The organism is Fibrobacter sp. UWB11, assembly GCF_900143015.1.
In the GTDB taxonomy this organism is placed as follows: domain Bacteria; phylum Fibrobacterota; class Fibrobacteria; order Fibrobacterales; family Fibrobacteraceae; genus Fibrobacter.
This window is the reverse complement of the sequence record NZ_FSRT01000002.1, coordinates 569967-587981: the sequence shown is the minus strand read 5'-3', so window position 1 is coordinate 587981 and position 18015 is coordinate 569967. Positions and strand designations below refer to the sequence as shown.

Sequence of the window (18015 nt, the reverse complement as noted above, 5' to 3'; positions counted from 1 at the left end):
TATGAACAAGAAGATTTTTGCCGCTTCGGCGTTGTTCGCTGTTTCTGCCGCATTCGCAGGTGAGTTTGAAACGTGGTACGGTGGATACGGGGAATCTCAGATTCAAACGGGCCTTGGTAATGGATCCGGTACTCATGGGTATTGGTACAGCTATAATGACAATGACGATGGTGGTAATTCGAAGGTTGTATGGCCGGTTGAATCTGACGAATTTAATTCCAATTCTGGGAGTGATCCTGTAATCGAGCACTGCGGTGGTATCTGTGGTTCGGCGGTTCTCGATAAAGGCATTTTGACCTATAATCCGTTCGTTGGAATCGGTTTCAACGTTGTTGGTGAAGACGCTTCTGGTAATCCGGTTCCAGGTGATGCTTCCGCTTGGGGTGGCCTCTGCATTACTTATACTTCTTCTGTTGCTCCGTCTCTTGAACTTGGTCTCGGCGAGTTTGACGCTACAATTGGTTACGCAAATCCGGCAACTTTTCTTTCGAAGGCGGCCTCAGCTTCTACATCCAAGGCTATTCCTTGGTCTGGCTTTACGCAGCCTTCCTGGTACAAGGGGACTACGAAAATTTCAGGTGAGGAGGCTGCAAAACAGCTTGTTTCGGTGAAATTTAAGATGCAGGCTCAGCCGGGGACGTATGACTTTAACATCTGCGCTATTGGCCCGTACGATGGATCTTGCCCGCAAAGCTGTGGCTGTTGCGGTCCTAGTCTACCTTATGATGCGATTAATTCAGTTCGAGGACCATCCAATGCCAAGGCAACCCTCTTGGGGCGTAATCTCGGCATTTCCGGCGTAAATTTAGCCGCTACGGTCGAGGTCAAGAACATCCAGGGGCAAGTAGTCGCCAAGGGCTCCATTGACAATGGCTCTACGCTAGACCTTTCTTCTCTCGATGTTGGCGTGTACATGGTCCAAGTGACCGGCAAATCCGTCAATTTTGTGGACAAAATTGTGCTGAAGTAATTTCAGATTCCAAAAAATCTTTTGGTAAGGGTCGCGCAAGCGGCCTTTTTCTGCATGTTGAAGCTCGTGTTTGTGCTCACAAGTAAACTTGATTTTTGCTTGCGGCCTTTCCTTAAATGCTATATTTATATATATTACTTTGGCGTTTACCAGCCCCGCTATTTGGGGATATTTATTGAGAGGCTTTTATGGTTTGCAAAAAAATCCTGTTGCCTGTTTTGATTGGCTCAGCATTTTTCTTTGGCGCCTGCGGTGATGATGCCGCTCCGAGCGCTCCTAATCCGACCCCGAGTTCTACAGTTGTTCCGCTTCCGGGTTTGTCTAGCAGTTCCTTTGCCCCGATCCCGATGAGTTCTACTCCGGTACCGACTAGTTCTGCTCCGGTTCCGGCAAGCTCTGCAACACCGGCTCCGATTGGAACTTATGCTCCGCTTGCAACTACGGCTAACCCGGCTTTTGCTGTTAACCATTATGCGTTGTGGAAGAGTTTCCACTACACGACCGAAGAACAGGAAATGATCACGTACCCGACCCTTGCAACGGAATTTAACGTTGTGTTCCCGGCTGTATATATGCCGGCAGGCCGTGTCGTTTGGTCTAGCCAGACGGGTTATTACAAGAGCTACTGCTCTGATAACACCACTACGGTCCCGAACATGAAGACCCGTGCTTGCACGGTGTCGGAAGGTATCGGTTACGGTATGCTTTTGGCTTACTTCAATGGTGATGATGACACGTTCCTCCGCTTGTGGAATTACAGCAGAGCTTTTAGGGAATATTCCAACAGAAAGCTTATGCCGTGGATCACCCAGTCGTTCCACTGGACCGAAGTCGATAACTCCAGTGCTACTGACGCCGATGAAGATATCGCGACGGCTTTGATCCTTATGTATTTCAAGTCGGGTAACGCCTTGTACTTGCAAGACGCTATGAGCTTGATCAATGCCATTTGGGATGCCGAAGTGAACCCGACGAACTTGCTCATCTACTCTGGTGACGAAGATATGTGGAAGGGCGCAAATCCGGTTTACAACCTGAGTTACTTCTCTCCGGTGGCACTCCGTCTCTTTGCGATCGTGGACGTTGCTCATAACTGGACTGGCGTCTTGAATGCAATGTATGCTTACATGCAGCAGGTCCAGAACGCTGGTACGGGCGTGTTCCCGGACTGGAGCGATGGTGCTGGCAATGCAATCAAGCCTGCTAACGGTTCTGCAAACACGACTTACTGGCAGTTCAACAAGGAATCTGTACGTATCCCGTGGCGTATCGCTTGGGACTACTATTGGTACCAGGATGCTCGCGCTCTCGCAGTACTTTCCACTTTGAACTCCTTCATTTCGAAGAAGGCTAGCGGTGACCCGAATAACATGGCTCTTGCCGTCAACTACTCTTGGAATTTGGCTGTCGGTGCTGACTACACGAGCAATACGGTTGTTCCGTCGCAGTGGTACGGTGCTTGGTGCGCTACGGGCATTGCAGGCAATGCAACATGGCTCTCTACCTGCACGACGGGCTTGAACGCAAAGGTGCCTTCGCTTACGACGCAGAGCTACTTCTCGGATATCTTGCTCACGATGTATTCTGCCTTGCTGAACGGTTTGTTCGTTCGCCCGGCCGGAGTCTAGTCTAGATCTAGTTTAAATCTTTCTTTATCTGTCGCCCCGCATGTTGATGCGGGGTCGACTTTTTTTAGATGGAATTTGTATATTCTTTAATATGAAAAAGAACGCAAATACTAAGGCCGCGAAGCCTGTCAAGGCTAAAAAAGCTAAGGCTGAAGATCAAGAAAAAAATGCTGATTCGTTGCTTGTCGCAACACAAAAAGATTCGACGAATGTCCTTGCGGTAGAACCGGATAGTTCAAATGCTGGTAGTACTGCGAACGAACTCCAGCTTCCGACTCCGGAGCAGTTGGGGATTACTATTTCGACTGGATTTTCGGATGCTCCGCTTAAGGTGACTGTGGGCGATACGATTGATTTCCCGGTGACCGTCTCTTGGAGTGTTCAAGGTAGTGCCATTTTGGTGGTGCCGACGAGTTCTGCAAATGCGAAGGGTATTATGCAGTTGGGCGTTTCGCAGGAATCGAGCCGTACGGTCAAGGACGGCAAGGAACTGGCTCAGATTACGTTCAACTACAAGATTGTAGTGCAGGATACGGGTAACTTGAATATCCCGGCAATGCGTTTTGAAATCCCGACACCGATGGGACAGTCGCTCGATTTGCGTAGCGATTCTGTGCCGGTGCGTGCTGAAGCCCCTGTTAGTATGCTTCCGATCGCAGTGGGTGTTGTTGTCGCTTTGTGCCTGATTTTTGCGGGTATTTGGCGCATGCGTCGCAGGGCGAAGGCGAAAAAGGTTCTTGAAAAATGGAGAGATTCTTTATCGGCAATTCGTGAACGCATGATTGTCTTGAAGCAACGTGTGATGGTGGCCGATAGTCGCGAATGGCTCTTGGAACTCGAAGGAATTTGCAAGGAATATGCAGCGCTCCGCTTTGGGGTCAAGGATGCTTCTACGATAAATCTCGACAACCTTGTGAAAACGGGTTCGCTCGAAGGCTGGGAACACCTTGTCGAAGAATTTGCCCATGCCCGCTATGGCGGCGGCATCCGTGACAGCTTCGAAAACAAGGAAACTTGGAAACTTGCCATGACCCTTATGGACTTGGAAGAAGAAGAGTAGAGCTTAGGAATGTGTCACCCTGAGCGGAGAGGCGAAGCCTCGAAGTCGAATGGGTCCAAATGTATGATTATTGATAAGGAAAAGGCGAAACATCGTGCAGCGGGGCTCGACTTATTTCGGGTGGTAGCTGCCATTATGGTGCTGCTGTTCCATTGCAATATTCACCATGAAAGCAGTTTTGGACCGCTGACGGGATTCGTCTCGATGAGTGCGATTTTCATGACCGGATTCTTTATGCTTTCCGGATTCGTCTTGTTCCGCACTTACCGAGAACGTGAACTTTTTCAGAAGGATGCACTCAAGAATTTTTACCTGAAACGCGTTTTTGGGATTTTTCCTTTGTACTTGTTTGTAGCGGTGTTGTATGTAGTGACCTTGGGGCAAGAATCGGTGTTCCAGAATCTAGTGCTGTTGCCGATTGAGCTGCTTGGATTGCAGAGCGTATTTTCGACGCTGTTTCCGGTGAGCCATAATGGCGGTACTTGGTTTATTTCTTGCCTGCTGTTTGCGTATTTGGCGTTTCCGCTGATGCAAGAAGTTGTAAAGCAGTGGGGGATTTGTGCGAAGATTGTTGCCATTGGCCTAAGCTTGTTTATTTTGTTTTGGTCTCCGTTGGTGGTGCATACATTTTCGACAGATTCCATTTATTCCAATCCGTTTTTTCGCGGGCTGGAATTTTTCATCGGCGTGGTTTTAGCGTCGCTTTCCGTGAATGTAAAGTGGTTCGCTACTTGGAAAGCGTTTGTCGTGGAGGCTGTTCTTTTAGTTGCAGGTGTTTCGATTGCTGTGCGGCTCAATCTTTTCGTGGGTAATTACATGCTTTACGATTGGATTGCGGTGCCGCTGTTTGGCTGTATGGCGTTGACGCTTGCGGGGCTCAAGTCACCGCATTTGCAGAACTCATCTGTGTTGCGGTATGCGAGTGCGGCGAGCTATGCGTTTTTCTTGGCGCAAACATTCAATACTGAAATCGAAAATGGGCTGTTCGCAGCATGCGGAATCCAGAACAATGTATTACAAATTACGGTGTCGATTGCACTTTGTTCGCTTATCGCTGTTGCATTGCATGAGTTTGTCGAAAAACCTTGTGCAAGGATGCTGAAAAAGAAATTGTCAAAGCTATCGTAGGGCTGTTTCAAGGATTAGGGCGAGTGCAACTAGCGTAAGCCCGTGCCTGGGACGGAGCTTTTTACTGATCGGATAAAATGCGTTTGCGATAAATATTATCGAGAAAAAGAGAATCCCTGTAGCAAGCATGTATGCGGGCGTTCCTGAGCAACTATGGGAAATCCCGTTGTATGTTCCCGAGATGAATGTGGTAGCGGCATCCACAGCGAGAAATGATGCGACACCAAGTGCAAATTTAAGATGGTTTATCCAATAGTCTCGGATTTTGTTGTCTTTTGTTAAGAAACTGAAAAAAAAGATAGCACCTATAGGGATGTATTTGAGATATGGCAGAATGGTTATTAATTTTAAATCGTGAAAGCCTGCAGTTCGGTTTGCGCTCATCGAACATCCAACTAGAGCAAAAAGGGCCATGCCAAAACCGAGTGCCATGCAGAATAGGTATGATAAAAAACCATCTGGATCGGGCATCGGTTGCGTGTTATTGCATTTGTCTATTTCTTCTTGCGTGATTTCGTAATTCGATGAGTCCTCGTTTTCGGTGCCTGCTTGTTCAGAACTTGGAACTGAAATTTGGATATCGTTTAAGTCTGGATTTGATTCGATAGGTTGCTTTGGAAATGTCTCGAACTGCGCGAAATTATGTTCGGTGTTTGTTTCGTCTATTTCGTCTTCTTCGCCTTCGATTTCTGCGATGCGTGCTTTGACGATGCTTTGACGTTCTGGGGAATCGTCTTTCCTGATGATATCTAAAACTTCATAAAGTTCGTCAAGCGGCAGCTTGCGAATTTGTTCTTTATAGTCCTTGAGATATTCTTCAGTGAATTTTGTTATCATGCGGCATATAATATACAACAAATTGTGCTAGTAGAAAATTTAATGAGTGAAATAATGTATTTTGTAGTGAATGGTTTTGAAAATATAGGCCTCAGAAATCATCGAATGTGGTAATGTAGGCTTTATGATTCTGATGTTATTTGGGAGATAAAATGCCGAGTTCTGAAAAGTTCCGTGATTACGTCTTGGCGCAGTTCAAAGGTGAACTACGTGTGACGACCCGCAAGATGATGGGCGAGTACATCCTTTATGCCGATGGAAAAATCTTTGGCGGGATTTACGATGACCGCTTGCTTGTGAAGCCTGTGGCTGCTGCAAAAGCGATGCTCCCGGATGCAAAATTGCAATTGCCGTATGATGGCGCAAAGCCGATGTTGCGTGTTACCGCAGAACAAATTGCAGACAACGGCTTGCTCGTGCGTTTGCTCGACGCCATGCTCCCGGAACTACCCGCTGCTAAAAAGAAAAAGTAAGACCATTTTCCCGGCGTGGGGAAAATGGTCTGTTTGAGAAACATATTGGGTTATGTAAAATTTTTATGAACCCCTTGCCAACTTTTTAATATATAGATACATTAATGACTGCGCATCTCGCTATACAAAGGCGAGGTGCGTTTTTGTTTTAGTCATAATTTGATTTTGCAGGAACGCCTCTAATCATAAACTTGCCGCAAAAACGGCGTCGTATAATACGATTACATGGAGGCTATAATGAAGTCTGAAGATATCAAGACTCTGTTCGAAAAGTTCCAAGCTATTGCTTGCGAATACCAAGGGGTGGAATGTTGGAGTGCCCGAGAACTAGCTGTTCTGCTAGGTTACAATCAATGGCGTAATTTTGAAGGTGCTATTGAAAAAGCTAAGGAAAGTTGTATAAATGCAAGTGAAAGTGAGTTATACCATTTTGCTGGCGTCAGCAAAATGGTCCCCCTTGGTAGTGGTTCTGTTCGTGAAGTTGATGATTATATGCTTACTCGATATGCTTGTTACTTGATTGCTCAGAACGGTGATTCTCGCAAGCCGGAAATTTCTTTTGCGCAGAATTACTTTGCTGTGCAGACTCGTGTGGCGGAAATTGTTGAAGACCGTATTCACGAATTGGAGCGTGTGCAGGCGAGGGAAAAGCTTGCGCATACCGAAAAGGTCCTCTCGGGAGTATTGTTTGAACGAGGTGTAGATAGCAAGGGCTTTGCCGTTATCCGTTCCAAGGGCGATCAGGCGTTGTTCAACATTGATACGAATCTCTTAAAGCGTAAGTATAATGTCCCTGCGAGTCGCCCGCTGGCAGATTTTTTGCCTACGGTAAGTATCAAGGCTAAGGATCTTGCTGCGGAAATGACTTCTGTCAAAACTCAAACAAAAAATCTTTTTGGACAAAAGAAAATTGAGAAGGAACATGTGGATAACAATCGCGCTGTCCGCAAAATGCTTCTTGATCGTGGTATTGTTCCCGAAAATTTGCCTGCAAGTGAAGATGTTAAGAAGGTGGCGCGTCGTTTGAAAGCGACTGACGCGTCTCTTTTGAAATTTCAAAAAAAGAAAAAGTAATATCATTTTCCCGGTGTTGGAAAAATGATGTTTTTCAGATTGGGCAAGCACAGCTTGCCCAATTTGGTAAACGCCGTTTGCCAAATTCGTTTCTCCAGAGGGCGTTTTGTCATGCCCTTCTCAAATGTCGTTCCGGCTGGAACCTGTGCTGAGCGTAGTCGAAGTATGCGGAATCGCCTTCTTGTATGAATCGCCTGATGGGCGGTTGAAAATTGCCGATGGATTACGTTGAAACTTTTTGAATTAAAGCTATTTTATACGAGATGAATCGCTTGGCTTGTTTATTGGTTTTGATTGTGTCAGCAATGCTTGCTGGGTGCAGTTCTATAATGCGTCCGCCATCGGCTGCGGCGTTCATGAGTAGCTGCGAAAAAGATGCTGCTGTTGTAAATATGAGCCTTGCGTTGTATGGCGGCGATTTAGATAATAATGATGAGCATTACAATTACCACAAAGATATGAGCGAAAGCCATTCAGAGTGGGTACTTGATTTATCAGAAATTGTTTTTTGGAATAAAGAATTCTTTTCGATTGGTTTGGGCGCTCAATCAGTAACACCGTTTGCACAATTGGGATTTGTTTCTCCGTATTTTGGTCTTTCTGCATGGAGTTCTATTTATTCAACTTTTAATATGGGTAACTATGTGAAGGATGATTTTTGGAAGGATGTTTCATTTGGTACAATGATGATTCAACAAATTCCTGTTGGAGCTAAAGCGAAGATTGGCTTAACGGAGCATTTTTCTAGAAATGGAGTTGAACGATATCTATCCGAATCAAAAGAGGGATTCATGGCGCTTTCTTTCCCTGAACCGCATCCGCTTTTTTATTATGAGGTAGGAGGTGGATTCTTTGCTTCGTATCAATTAGAAGGGGTCATGCTTGCTTTGGAATTTCGTTATGGTAGAGATTTAGATAATAAACGGAATCGGTTTGCTGTAACTTTGAGCGCTGTTGGTATGAAGGGTAAAAAAAGTGCGAATGAAAAAATGCAAGAAGAAGAGCGTTTGAAAAATTTGGAAAAAGAAAAGGAAGAAGCAGAAGAAAGACGAAAGGCGAGAGAACTGCAGTCTTTGGAAGAGTACGAAGAATGGCAAAAAATGAATGTTGGTAATTGATTACCCGAAAATTTTCTCGATGATGAGATTGAGGATAACAGCAAAAGTGAGTAATGCTATTCCGTATTTAGGGCGGAACTTTTTGCTTAGCGGGTAAAATGCGTTGATGATGTATAAAGTAGAAAAAATGAAGTAGCCTGTGGCGATGATGTATGCAGGCAGCCCGGCTTGATAAAAGAATAATCCATTGTAATCTCCGCGGACAAATGTTTCAATGGAAAAGAAGAAAAAGTAAGAGGCTATGCTCAAGGCCATTTTAAAATGCCTGAGCCAATAACTGGGAATATCTTTGCCTTTTGGAGAATCTTTTTCTTCCCATAAATATGTTCTGAATATGGGAATGTATCTTGTAGACAAGAAAATGATTCCTATGGCGGGAATGTATTTAATGCTGGCTAAAAAGCGGCCGCTGAAGAAATCGCTTATATGAATATGGGGAATAAACTCAAGAAAAAGGATTAAGAAAGTTCCTGCGATAACGAGAAGAAATTGAAATAAGCCGCTTTTGTCGGGCAATGGCTGTGGCGTATCGAGAATTTTTTGTTCGGCTCTAGCTTTTCTTCTTTCGCGTTTTTCGAGGATGGCAATGCGGGCTTTGATAATCTTTTTACGCTCGGGTGCTTCGTCTTCTTCGGCTTTTAGCAGTTCTTGATATAGTTGGTCTAGAGGCTTTTCACAAATTTCGGCCTCGTAAGCTTGGAGTTCTTCTTCGGTAAAAGTGGTCATAAGTCTGAATAAATGTAATATACAAAAGCTGAGTGTGAAAAAATCTGCTTTGGATGCACTATCGGGCCGAGGAGGTCGTTGCAATGAATAACGCATTTGTTTTTTTTCAAAGATTTTAGTATCTTAAAGAGCGAAAAAAACTTAGAGGTTAAATAATGGATATTCAGGAACTTTCGGAAAAGATTAGACAGCAGAGTTCTTTTTGCATGAACTTGCTGCATGAAGTTGAAGATACGGTGATTGGCCAGAAGGCTATGGTCGAAAGCATTCTGACGGGCATTTTGGCAGATGGCCACGTGCTTTTGGAAGGTCTTCCGGGCCTTGCCAAGACAACTGCGGTGAAGGCTTTTGCAGATGCCGTGTCGCTCGACTTCAAGCGTATCCAGTTTACTCCTGATTTGCTGCCGGCAGACTTGCTCGGTACGACGATTTATAACGCCCGTGAAGCAAAGTTCGAAACGCGCAAGGGCCCGCTCTTTACGAACCTTGTGCTTGCTGATGAAATTAACCGTGCTCCGTCGAAGGTGCAGAGTGCTTTGCTCGAAGCTATGCAGGAACGCCACATCACGATTGGCGATGAAACGTTCAAGCTTGATGAACCGTTCTTGGTGCTTGCAACGCAGAACCCGATTGAACAGGAAGGTACGTATCCGCTGCCGGAAGCTCAGGTGGACCGTTTTCTCTTGAAGGTAAAGGTGAGCTACCCGAACAAGGCAGACGAAATGAAGATTCTCGATGCTGTTTCGGGTGCAGGACTCCGCCAGCCGAAGGCTGTTGCAACGAAGGAAGACATTTTGAAGGCTCGCGAGCTTGTGAAGCAGGTTTATGTGGACGAACGCGTGCGCGAATACATCGTGAACTTGGTCTTGGCAACGCGTGATCCGGGTAGCATCAAGCGTAGTGACTTGGTGGGCTTTGTGGAAGTGGGCGCTTCGCCGCGTGCTTCTATTGGCCTTGCCCAGGCTTCGAAGGCTCATGCGTTTATCCAGGGCCGCGCTTACGTGACGCCGGAAGACGTGAAGGCTGTCGCGATGGAAGTGTTGCGCCACCGCGTGATTTTGAGCTACGAAGCCGAAGCAGAAGAAGTCACTGCTGAAACCGTCGTGCAGAAGATTTTGGATTCTGTGGAAGTGCCGTAAAGGCGAGCGTCGCAGTCGTCAAGCTCGCTTGAACGACTATGACCGAGCCGCCAGGCAGTGCGCTTGAAAAGCGCAACTGCCGTAAAGGCGAGAGCAACGCTCTAGCTGGAGGTTCCTCGTTGCGGAGGAGCGTTGCGGTCTGTAAAGGCGAGAGCCGCGAGACTTTGTCATTCCCGCTCCGAGCGGGCGGACAGCACTTGGAACTTTGTTCCATAGTGCGCATGGCCACCTTTAGGTGGGAATCTCCTTTTTTGACATTGAAAAAAAACAACGCCTTACGGGGCGTTGTTTTTTGCTATTGAACTATTCTTCGATGTCTTTGTAGGAGTGCTTGCCGAGGGGATTGCTTGGTGGATCCGCTTCTTTAGTCTTGGCTTTATTGCTTATGCTGTGTTTGATTCCTTCGACTTTGCAGATTTCTTCTTCGTAGGCTCTTTTGCCGCGTTCAAGTCCCTCTGTGGGGAGGTGGAACGCTTTAAAAATGGCGATGAGAGTGACGATGCCTGCGTGCCATGTATGGAGTAATATTGGCTTTAGTACGATTGAGTGATGAGTCCCGCATATTGGAGTTAGAAAAAGACTGCAAACTAGAATTGCTAAAAATGAGAGCGCGCAGATACCGATGGATAATGCGAGAATGACTTGCACCCACCAGGGCGAGGTGGCGAAAACTTGATAAAGTGTGCCGAAAAAATTTTCCATTGATTACTGTTGTTTGGATATGGGAACAACGGTGGTCTTTGCGATTCTATCACCAATTCTTTTCTTTGTAATTATGAATGCGAAAATTTCTATCCAGCTTAACAGCCAAGTGACGTTTCGGAGGATTCTTCTGCCGGTGGAAACGGGCGCCTGCGTTTCGATATCAACGACTTTCAATTTCATCACTTTTTTTCCGATGCTGCCGCCGCTTGGAACATCGCGGAATATGAGATACTGCATTGCGATTAATGATGCAAGTAAGGTCTTTGCCATTAGTTCCTTAGGTTCCATTTGCCCGTTCCTTTGAATCAGTGGTAGCATGACTAACAGGATGAAGGGTATGTTGCTTATTGCGGCTGCGATTAAAAAATCAATAAAGCAGGCGATAATTCTTTTTTGTTCCATAAGGACTCCTTTGTATGTGAATATACGAATTATTTCAATGAGTGTTGATGAAAATTATTCCGTTCATGGTAAATATTGCTCAAGAGTTTTTTATTTTATGTTCATGTGTTTTTGCGATTTAGCCATGAGAAGATTGTTTGCGTGTTTCCTTTTATGCGTGGTTCTTGCGTCATGCTCGGATTCGCATGGGAATGGACGTGAAAATCCGGCTGTGGGTGTCGATTCGGAGTCGACTCCTGTAATCGTGCTGGATTCTCTTCGTGAAGGAATGATGAAAATTGTACCTAACGGCGCTTCTGTTTTGTTAGGCAAGAATCTTGTGCGCGTAAAGCTGGATTCCGCTTACTCGCTAGGAATTCATGAAGTGACATGCGCTGAATTCGATAAAATTGCCAAGGATGAGGACTGGTACTTTGCATTGGATTGTGCAAATGATAAGTTGCCTGTAACTAATGTGTCCTATTATGATGTTGTCCTTTTTGCAAATGCGTATAGCAGGTTGTTTGGATATGATTCGGTTTATGCGTACCATAGGCCCTTTTTTAATGCGAAAGGTCATTGCATTAATTTAGAAGGACTTGAAGTTCTTTCCGATGTAGAAGGTTTTCGTTTACCGACCGAAGCGGAATGGGTGATGGCCGCATCGCAGTCATGGAATCCTGAAAAGTATAGTTGGAATTCTACAAATTCGAATTTTGAACTCCATGAGCCGTGCATGTTCCCTGATTCGGTTGGCTTTTGTGATTTGGCGGGGAACGCTCTTGAACTGACAAATGATTGGTTTGGTTCGCTTGAAAAAGTCGTCAAGGGGGGTATGATGGTTCAGGCTCCTTCTGAAATGAACCTGAATACTCGTGGAGATGTTTATCCTGTAACTCCTTCGACGTTATCTGGGTATATAGGATTTCGTTTGGCGTTTGGAAAAATTCCTGAAGCCACTGGATTAGATGAGCAAAATGGTGTTGCAACAAATTACATGAAGATGATGGCTTTCTCGTCGGATGTTCGTGAGAAGGTGGGAACATACCATTCGAAACTTGCTTTTAGAAACAATGTGACAGGCAATTTGGTTTATATTGATTATGATGGCAGAAGTCCAGGTGCTATAGAAATTTTTGATACGGTTCAAGTATTTCATCCTGATATTTCGCCTGATGGAAGCAAGGTTGCTTTTTGCACGGGGATAGAAGGTGTTGATGGCCCCTCTTCGGTATATGTAAGAAACTTGGATGCAAATGATGGTGGCCTTGTAAAGCTCGATGTTGAAAAGGCTGTGATTCCACGTTGGCATGTAAGTGAAGGTGGCGATACTTCGATTGTGTTTGTCGACAATGCATCCGATAATAGCGATGATGCGGAATTCTTAGCTCGCGGGACATGGATTATTCCTTTTTCAAACGGGAAGTTTGGACAAGCGAAGAAACTGATGGATGGTGCGTACCACAGCGGTGTTTCGCAAAGTTTGAATCGAGCTGTATCGGGAGCGCGTAGGTTGCGCGTGCATGTGAATGGAAAAGATGATGTATGGTATAATGGTGAGCAGGCTTGCAATGCGTCACTTTCGAAGGATGGCTTGAATCAGACGCTGTTTTTGGATTTTGGCGGTTCTACAGGGAGGTCTTTTGCAAATGAAAAATACGGGGTGCATGAACGCTTGCTTGTTGCGGATAGCAATGGTAAAATGGTACAGGCAATTCCTGCGCCAAAAGGTTTTTCGTTTGATCATTCTGAATGGGTGAATCGCGATAATCTAGCTGTTGTATCGCTTGTTGATTTTCAAGGAGAACATGCAAAACTTGCGTTAGTGAATGTTCTTGATTCTAGCGTGACCGAGTTGGTCGAAGGCGAAGATTTGTGGCACCCTAATATGTGGGTGATGCCCAAGAATACGTTTGGAAATAAAGATCTTGATTTGGATAGTGCAGGCGTGTACTGGGACCCTATTTATCAAGGCGGTGAAAGAGCTGCAAGCTTGAAAATGCGCATGTTTTGGGACGAGCATGATTCTTTAGAAGTGATAGCCGTAGGAACATCCCGCACTGAAAGGGGATTTGACCCAACGCAGATATCAAAATCGGCTCTTAATTTTGGATACGTTGGTGGGAGTCTTTGGGCATCACTCTATTTGATGGATAATTATTTTATTCCGCATGCTAAAAATTTAAAGTATTTGATTGTTGAAATATCGTATGATTTGATGCATAATTCTAAGGCTAGTAGAATGCAGAATGCGTTTGGACAGGCTCCGGGTTATTTTTATGACAGAAACCATAATTTCTGGAAAGAAGGTCTGCCTCAATCATTTGTTCGCTTTGTCGATGCCAATGTTGGCTATACAAGAGCCGATTCTTTGAATTATGTGTATATGAAGGGCTTGCTGGTGTTGGAACCCGGCTATTGGAGTGACAATCCAGAGATTAAGAATGATTCTGCCATGCTCGCAAGTTGGCAAAAAAATTATGACAATAGTGTGGATAGCTTGACTGCCTTTATTGACAGCACGCAAAACAAAGGCTTTAAAATTATTGGACTTGTTTATCCGCAGTCTCCTGGTTATGCAAATACGGGCAGTTTTGGGCGGCATGGAACCAAGCGGAGCCAAGCTTTAAAAACGGCGGCCTATTTTGATTCTTTAGCGCAAGTGTATCCGCATTTTATAATGGTGGACGAAAATAAATTTGGGATGCATGACTATACGGATGATATGGCAAATGATTGCGACCATCTGAGTTTTGTTGGTGCAAAACATTTGTCTACTCGTTTAGATTCGTTGATAAAAACGCTGGAAAAGTAGAGCGCTAAGTCACTCTTCGATGTCTTTGTAAGAATGTTTGCTAAGAGAGGGCTCTTTTTGAACGGGTTCTTTTAGTGCTGCCTTGCGCATAATGTGTTCTTTGATGTTTTCCAATCTTCTAATATCGTTTTCGTATTTATTCTTGCAGCGTTCAAGTTTTTTAGTCGGAATATGGAACGTTTTTAAAAGATCGATGAGCAAACTTATTCCGGCATGCCATACGTATAACGTAGGCAATTGAGGCACTCGTACGCCATACAATGGGATAAAAAGCAGGTCGCATATAAAAACGGACAAAATCGAAAGAACGCAAAGTCCAATGGAAAATGCGAGTAGGATTTGGACCCACCAGGGAGAGGTTGCCAAAATGTCGCACAATGAATTGAAAAAGTTTTCCATTTTGTAACCTCCTTTCCCCTAAATATAAAACAAAGTATTACTTACAAAATAGTTATTTAATAATTACTTTACGAAGGGGTTTGTTGTATTCCTTGAAATAAAAAAAAGCCCCCGTGAAGGGGGCTTGGAGAGAATTAGAAATCGTTTTACGGATTTTCGTATTTACGCAAGAACCCGTCGTCGAGAGCCTTGACCGGGATCTTAACAACATTGTTGTTTTCGTTCACGATAAGTACGAAACCTGCAAGGTAGTTAATCCAATAGTTGAAGTCAGGTGGCCAGTTGTCGTGCTTGTGGAAGCGGAGGTCATACTTCGAGTTTACTACGTCATCGTGGATTTGCTTGTTACTGATGGTAATGACAAACGGGACCGTGTATTGGTCATGTGAAATGGCCAAGGTGTACTTGTGCATTTGGTCGTAGGTGAAGTAGGTGTTGATGAAATCGTTAACTCTGTCAGCGATGGGGTAGAATGCATTTTCGCAGTTCTGACGGTTGCTGTTGTTATCGTATTCTTGATATGCAATTCTTGAGTAAGAGCTCCAGCCCCAGCTTGCGCTGCCTTTGCAGTTGCCGGCATTTCCGTTGGGTCTGATGTACCAGGATTCCTTCAAGTTCAAGTTGATTTCGCTAAGGCCGTCAATGCTGTGTTTGTGCCAGTCGTTCAAGTTTGTAGAAACGTTTTGGCCTTTATTCACTGCGATGATTTGAGCGGTTTCAGCAGTGCGCTTGACGTTCGTGTACATGTAATAGAAGTCACCGAGGTTAAGTTTTTTCAGCTTTTCGCCGACTTGCTTTGCCTGCTGTCTGCCCACTTCGATGAGTCCGTCCTCGTCACCGTATTTATTGATGTCACGCTGGGCGTGGCGGAGAACGATAGCGACCTTTTCGTTAGAGAGGGTGCAACCGAGCACATCGTACAGGGAATTGAACACGTCTGTTTTAGCGCGGAGTGCTGTGCATGCTTCGCTGAGTTGTTCAACGCTTGAGCTAGAAGGAATCGGTTCGCTGCTGGAGCTAGATGCGATTTCGCTGCTAGAAGAAGCGATGCTGCTGGATGAAGGAAGGATGGCGTCCTTGCCGTTGCGGAGTTCACCGACCTTTGTATCGCCGCAGTAAACGTCGTAGCCGTTGATTTCAAGGTTTTCGACTACGGTGCAGGATTCGCCCGGATCACCCTTTTCGCCTTTAACACCATTGTCGCCATCGTGGCCATCACTACCATTGCGGAGTTCACCAACCTTTACGCCGCCGCAGAGGATATCGTAACCGTTGATTTCAAGGTTTTCAATGACAGTGCAGGATTCGCCCGGCAAGCCCTGTTCGCCCTTTTCACCCATATAGCCTTGTTCACCTTTATCACCCTTGTCGCCTTTATCTCCTTTTTCGCCTTGATCACCCTTTTCACCTTTATCGCCGGTGTCACCCTTGTCGCCTTTATCGCCCTTTTCACCTTGATCACCTTTTTCACCCTTTTCGCCGTCCTTACCGTCATTACCGTTACGGAGTTCGCCGGTCTTTACGCCGCCGCAGAGAATGTCGTAACCATTGATTTCAGCGTTTTCAACAACAGTGCAGGACTGGCCATCGGCACCAGCGTCACCTTTTTCGCCTTTAGCGCCATCTTCGCCATTATCGCCCTTTTCACCCTTTTCGCCGTTAGCACCGTCTTTGCCGTCTTTACCATTGAGGAGCTCGCCAACCTTTACGCCACCGCAGAGGATGTCGTAACCGTTGATTTCCTTATTAGCAGCGATTGTGCAGGACTCGCCATCGGTACCGTTCTTACCAGCTTCGCCAGTATCACCCTTGTCGCCCTTTTCGCCTTGGGCGCCGGTATCACCCTTGTCACCCTTATCGCCTTTTTCACCCTTTTCACCATTCAAACCGTTATGGAGTTCGCCGACCTTCTTGTCGCCGCACATAATATCATAACCATTGATTTCATTATTTACTGTGATGGTGCAGGATTCGCCAGCATCACCCTTATCACCCTTATCGCCCTTGTCGCCTTTTTCGCCTTGAGCTCCGGTATCGCCTTTATCACCCTTGTCACCTTTTTCACCTTTTTCGCCATCTTTACCGTTACGGAGTTCACCAACCTTCTTGTCGTTGCAGATAACATCGTAACCATTGATTTCTTCGTTCAGCGAAATTGTGCAAGAAGCTCCATCGAGACCGTTTTCACCGTTGTCTCCCTTGTCGCCTTTATCACCCTTTTCACCTTTATCACCGGTATCACCCTTATCGCCGGTGTCACCCTTGTCACCTTTTTCGCCCTTTTCTCCATCCAGACCGTTATGAAGTTCGCCGACCTTCTTATCGCCGCAGATAACGTCATAACCATTGATATCCTTGTTAATCACTAAGGTGCAGGATTCGCCAGCGTCACCCTTATCGCCCTTGTCGCCTTTTTCGCCTTGAGCACCGGTATCGCCCTTGTCACCCTTGTCACCTTTTTCGCCCTTTTCACCGTCCAAACCGTTATGGAGTTCGCCGACTTTTTCGTCGCCGCACACAACGTCAAAACCATTGATTTCAGCGTTGACCTTCACGGAGCAGAAGTCACCCTTGTCACCCTTGTCGCCTTTTTCGCCTTGAGCGCCGGTATCACCCTTATCGCCCTTGTCACCCTTTTCGCCGTCTTTACCATCTTTACCGTTACGGAGCACGCCGACCTTCTTGTTGCCGCACATAACATCGTAACCATCAATTTCAGTGTTTTCTACAACAGTGCAAGATTCGCCATCGGCACCCTTGTCGCCTTTCTCGCCTTGAGCGCCGGTATCGCCCTTTTCACCTTGTTTGCCGGAGTCACCTTTGTCACCTTTATCGCCGGTGTCTCCCTTATCACCCTTGTCACCCTTATCGCCTTGGTCGCCTTTATCTCCTTTGTCTCCCTTGTCGCCTTTGTTTCCTTTATCGCCTTTATCACCCTTGTCGCCCTTTTCACCTTGAGCGCCATCTTCGCCGTCTTTACCATTTACACCGTCCTTGCCGTTTGCAAGGAAGCCGAGCTTTTCTTCACCGCAGAAAACGTCGTAACCGTTCTTTTCGGTATTCTTGGTCACGTAGCAGGATTCGCCATCCTTGCCAGAAAGACCATCCTTTCCGTTTTCGCCATCCTTGCCGTCTTTTCCGTCTTTACCGTTCAATACGACGCCTACGGAATCGCCTCCGCAGATGATCTTGACACCGCTATTGTCCTTGAGCGGTTCTGTGGTGCAGGCTACAGCCGAGGTCAGGTTTTCCTGAATCTCGTTTGCTGCTGCCTCGGTGGCTTCTTCAAAACAGCCGCTCAGCATAGCCAAGCAGAATGTTGATGATATGAGCAGAATTTTGGAATTCATATAATGCTCCCTATGGGGTTGTTATTGTTATCTCGCGCCGCAAATTTAGAAAATAATCTTTTCTTTTTCTTACATTTGTTAGTTCGTTAGCATTGATTATTTGTCAAATTTGGGCTTTTTAGCGAAATTTAGGGCATTTTTCAATGTAAGATTTGAACTGTTTTAGGGGGCGAAAACTTTTTTTACGATAAAAGGCGTATTAATGGCGTTTG

At 45.6% G+C, this 18015-nt stretch carries 15 protein-coding genes; 9 read left to right on the top strand and 6 right to left on the bottom strand.

From position 1 onward, the window contains the following. Position 1: 1 nt before the first annotated feature. From BUQ91_RS10925 to BUQ91_RS10910, 4 genes are all read left to right on the top strand, one after another. Entirely contained in the window at positions 2 to 970 is a 969-nt protein-coding gene (locus tag BUQ91_RS10925) for a T9SS type A sorting domain-containing protein (protein WP_074209302.1), read from the top strand. A 188-nt stretch (positions 971 to 1158) separates the two neighbouring features. Next, positions 1159 to 2598 (top strand): glycosyl hydrolase family 8, encoded by a 1440-nt coding sequence (locus tag BUQ91_RS10920; protein ID WP_074209301.1) that lies wholly within the window; start codon positions 1159 to 1161, stop codon positions 2596 to 2598. A 91-nt stretch (positions 2599 to 2689) separates the two neighbouring features. Continuing rightward, complete coding sequence (locus BUQ91_RS10915) at positions 2690 to 3658, top strand: DUF4381 domain-containing protein (RefSeq protein WP_074209300.1); 969 nt, start codon at positions 2690 to 2692, stop codon at positions 3656 to 3658. A 63-nt stretch (positions 3659 to 3721) separates the two neighbouring features. Then, positions 3722 to 4786 carry an acyltransferase family protein gene (locus tag BUQ91_RS10910; RefSeq protein WP_074209299.1) on the top strand — a complete coding sequence of 355 codons (1065 nt, stop codon included), beginning with the start codon at positions 3722 to 3724 and terminating at the stop codon, positions 4784 to 4786. Here the strand turns inward: BUQ91_RS10910 and BUQ91_RS10905 are convergent. Further along, positions 4778 to 5623, bottom strand: coding sequence for a hypothetical protein (locus BUQ91_RS10905; RefSeq protein WP_074209298.1), 846 nt, complete (start codon positions 5621 to 5623; stop codon positions 4778 to 4780). The two genes, BUQ91_RS10910 and BUQ91_RS10905, sit on opposite strands and share 9 nt — an antisense overlap. A 152-nt stretch (positions 5624 to 5775) precedes the next feature. On the opposite strand from BUQ91_RS10905, the gene BUQ91_RS10900 reads away from it, so the two are divergent. The 3 genes from BUQ91_RS10900 (at position 5776) to BUQ91_RS10890 (ending at position 8288) form a co-directional block, all read left to right on the top strand. Beyond that, entirely contained in the window at positions 5776 to 6096 is a 321-nt protein-coding gene (locus BUQ91_RS10900; protein WP_074209297.1) for a TfoX/Sxy family protein, read from the top strand. A gap of 237 nt (positions 6097 to 6333) precedes the next feature. Next, positions 6334 to 7170, top strand: coding sequence for a DNA damage-inducible protein D (dinD, locus tag BUQ91_RS10895; RefSeq protein WP_074209296.1), 837 nt, complete (start codon positions 6334 to 6336; stop codon positions 7168 to 7170). Between the two features lie 272 nt (positions 7171 to 7442). After that, positions 7443 to 8288 carry a hypothetical protein gene (locus BUQ91_RS10890; RefSeq protein ID WP_175566628.1) on the top strand — a complete coding sequence of 282 codons (846 nt, stop codon included), beginning with the start codon at positions 7443 to 7445 and terminating at the stop codon, positions 8286 to 8288. Here BUQ91_RS10890 and BUQ91_RS10885 read toward each other — a convergent pair whose 3' ends face one another. Beyond that, complete coding sequence (locus BUQ91_RS10885) at positions 8289 to 9014, bottom strand: hypothetical protein (RefSeq protein WP_074209294.1); 726 nt, start codon at positions 9012 to 9014, stop codon at positions 8289 to 8291. It abuts the gene before it with no gap. Between the two features lie 155 nt (positions 9015 to 9169). Between BUQ91_RS10885 and BUQ91_RS10880 the strand changes: the two genes are divergently transcribed. After that, positions 9170 to 10153, top strand: a complete 984-nt coding sequence (locus BUQ91_RS10880; protein ID WP_074209293.1) for an AAA family ATPase — start codon at positions 9170 to 9172, stop codon at positions 10151 to 10153. A 303-nt stretch (positions 10154 to 10456) separates the two neighbouring features. Here BUQ91_RS10880 and BUQ91_RS10875 read toward each other — a convergent pair whose 3' ends face one another. Both BUQ91_RS10875 and BUQ91_RS10870 read right to left on the bottom strand, forming a co-directional pair. After that, positions 10457 to 10855 carry a hypothetical protein gene (locus BUQ91_RS10875; protein WP_074209292.1) on the bottom strand — a complete coding sequence of 133 codons (399 nt, stop codon included), beginning with the start codon at positions 10853 to 10855 and terminating at the stop codon, positions 10457 to 10459. A 3-nt stretch (positions 10856 to 10858) separates the two neighbouring features. After that, positions 10859 to 11260, bottom strand: a complete 402-nt coding sequence (locus BUQ91_RS10870; RefSeq protein ID WP_074209291.1) for an RDD family protein — start codon at positions 11258 to 11260, stop codon at positions 10859 to 10861. Positions 11261 to 11384: 124 nt separating this feature from the next. Between BUQ91_RS10870 and BUQ91_RS10865 the strand changes: the two genes are divergently transcribed. Beyond that, positions 11385 to 14054 (top strand): TIGR02171 family lipoprotein, encoded by a 2670-nt coding sequence (locus BUQ91_RS10865; protein WP_254842334.1) that lies wholly within the window; start codon positions 11385 to 11387, stop codon positions 14052 to 14054. Between the two features lie 9 nt (positions 14055 to 14063). Here BUQ91_RS10865 and BUQ91_RS10860 read toward each other — a convergent pair whose 3' ends face one another. Both BUQ91_RS10860 and BUQ91_RS10855 read right to left on the bottom strand, forming a co-directional pair. Next, positions 14064 to 14453, bottom strand: coding sequence for a hypothetical protein (locus BUQ91_RS10860; protein ID WP_074209290.1), 390 nt, complete (start codon positions 14451 to 14453; stop codon positions 14064 to 14066). A gap of 146 nt (positions 14454 to 14599) precedes the next feature. After that, positions 14600 to 17803 carry a histidine phosphatase family protein gene (locus BUQ91_RS10855; protein WP_074209289.1) on the bottom strand — a complete coding sequence of 1068 codons (3204 nt, stop codon included), beginning with the start codon at positions 17801 to 17803 and terminating at the stop codon, positions 14600 to 14602. Between the last annotated feature and the right edge of the window lie 212 nt (positions 17804 to 18015).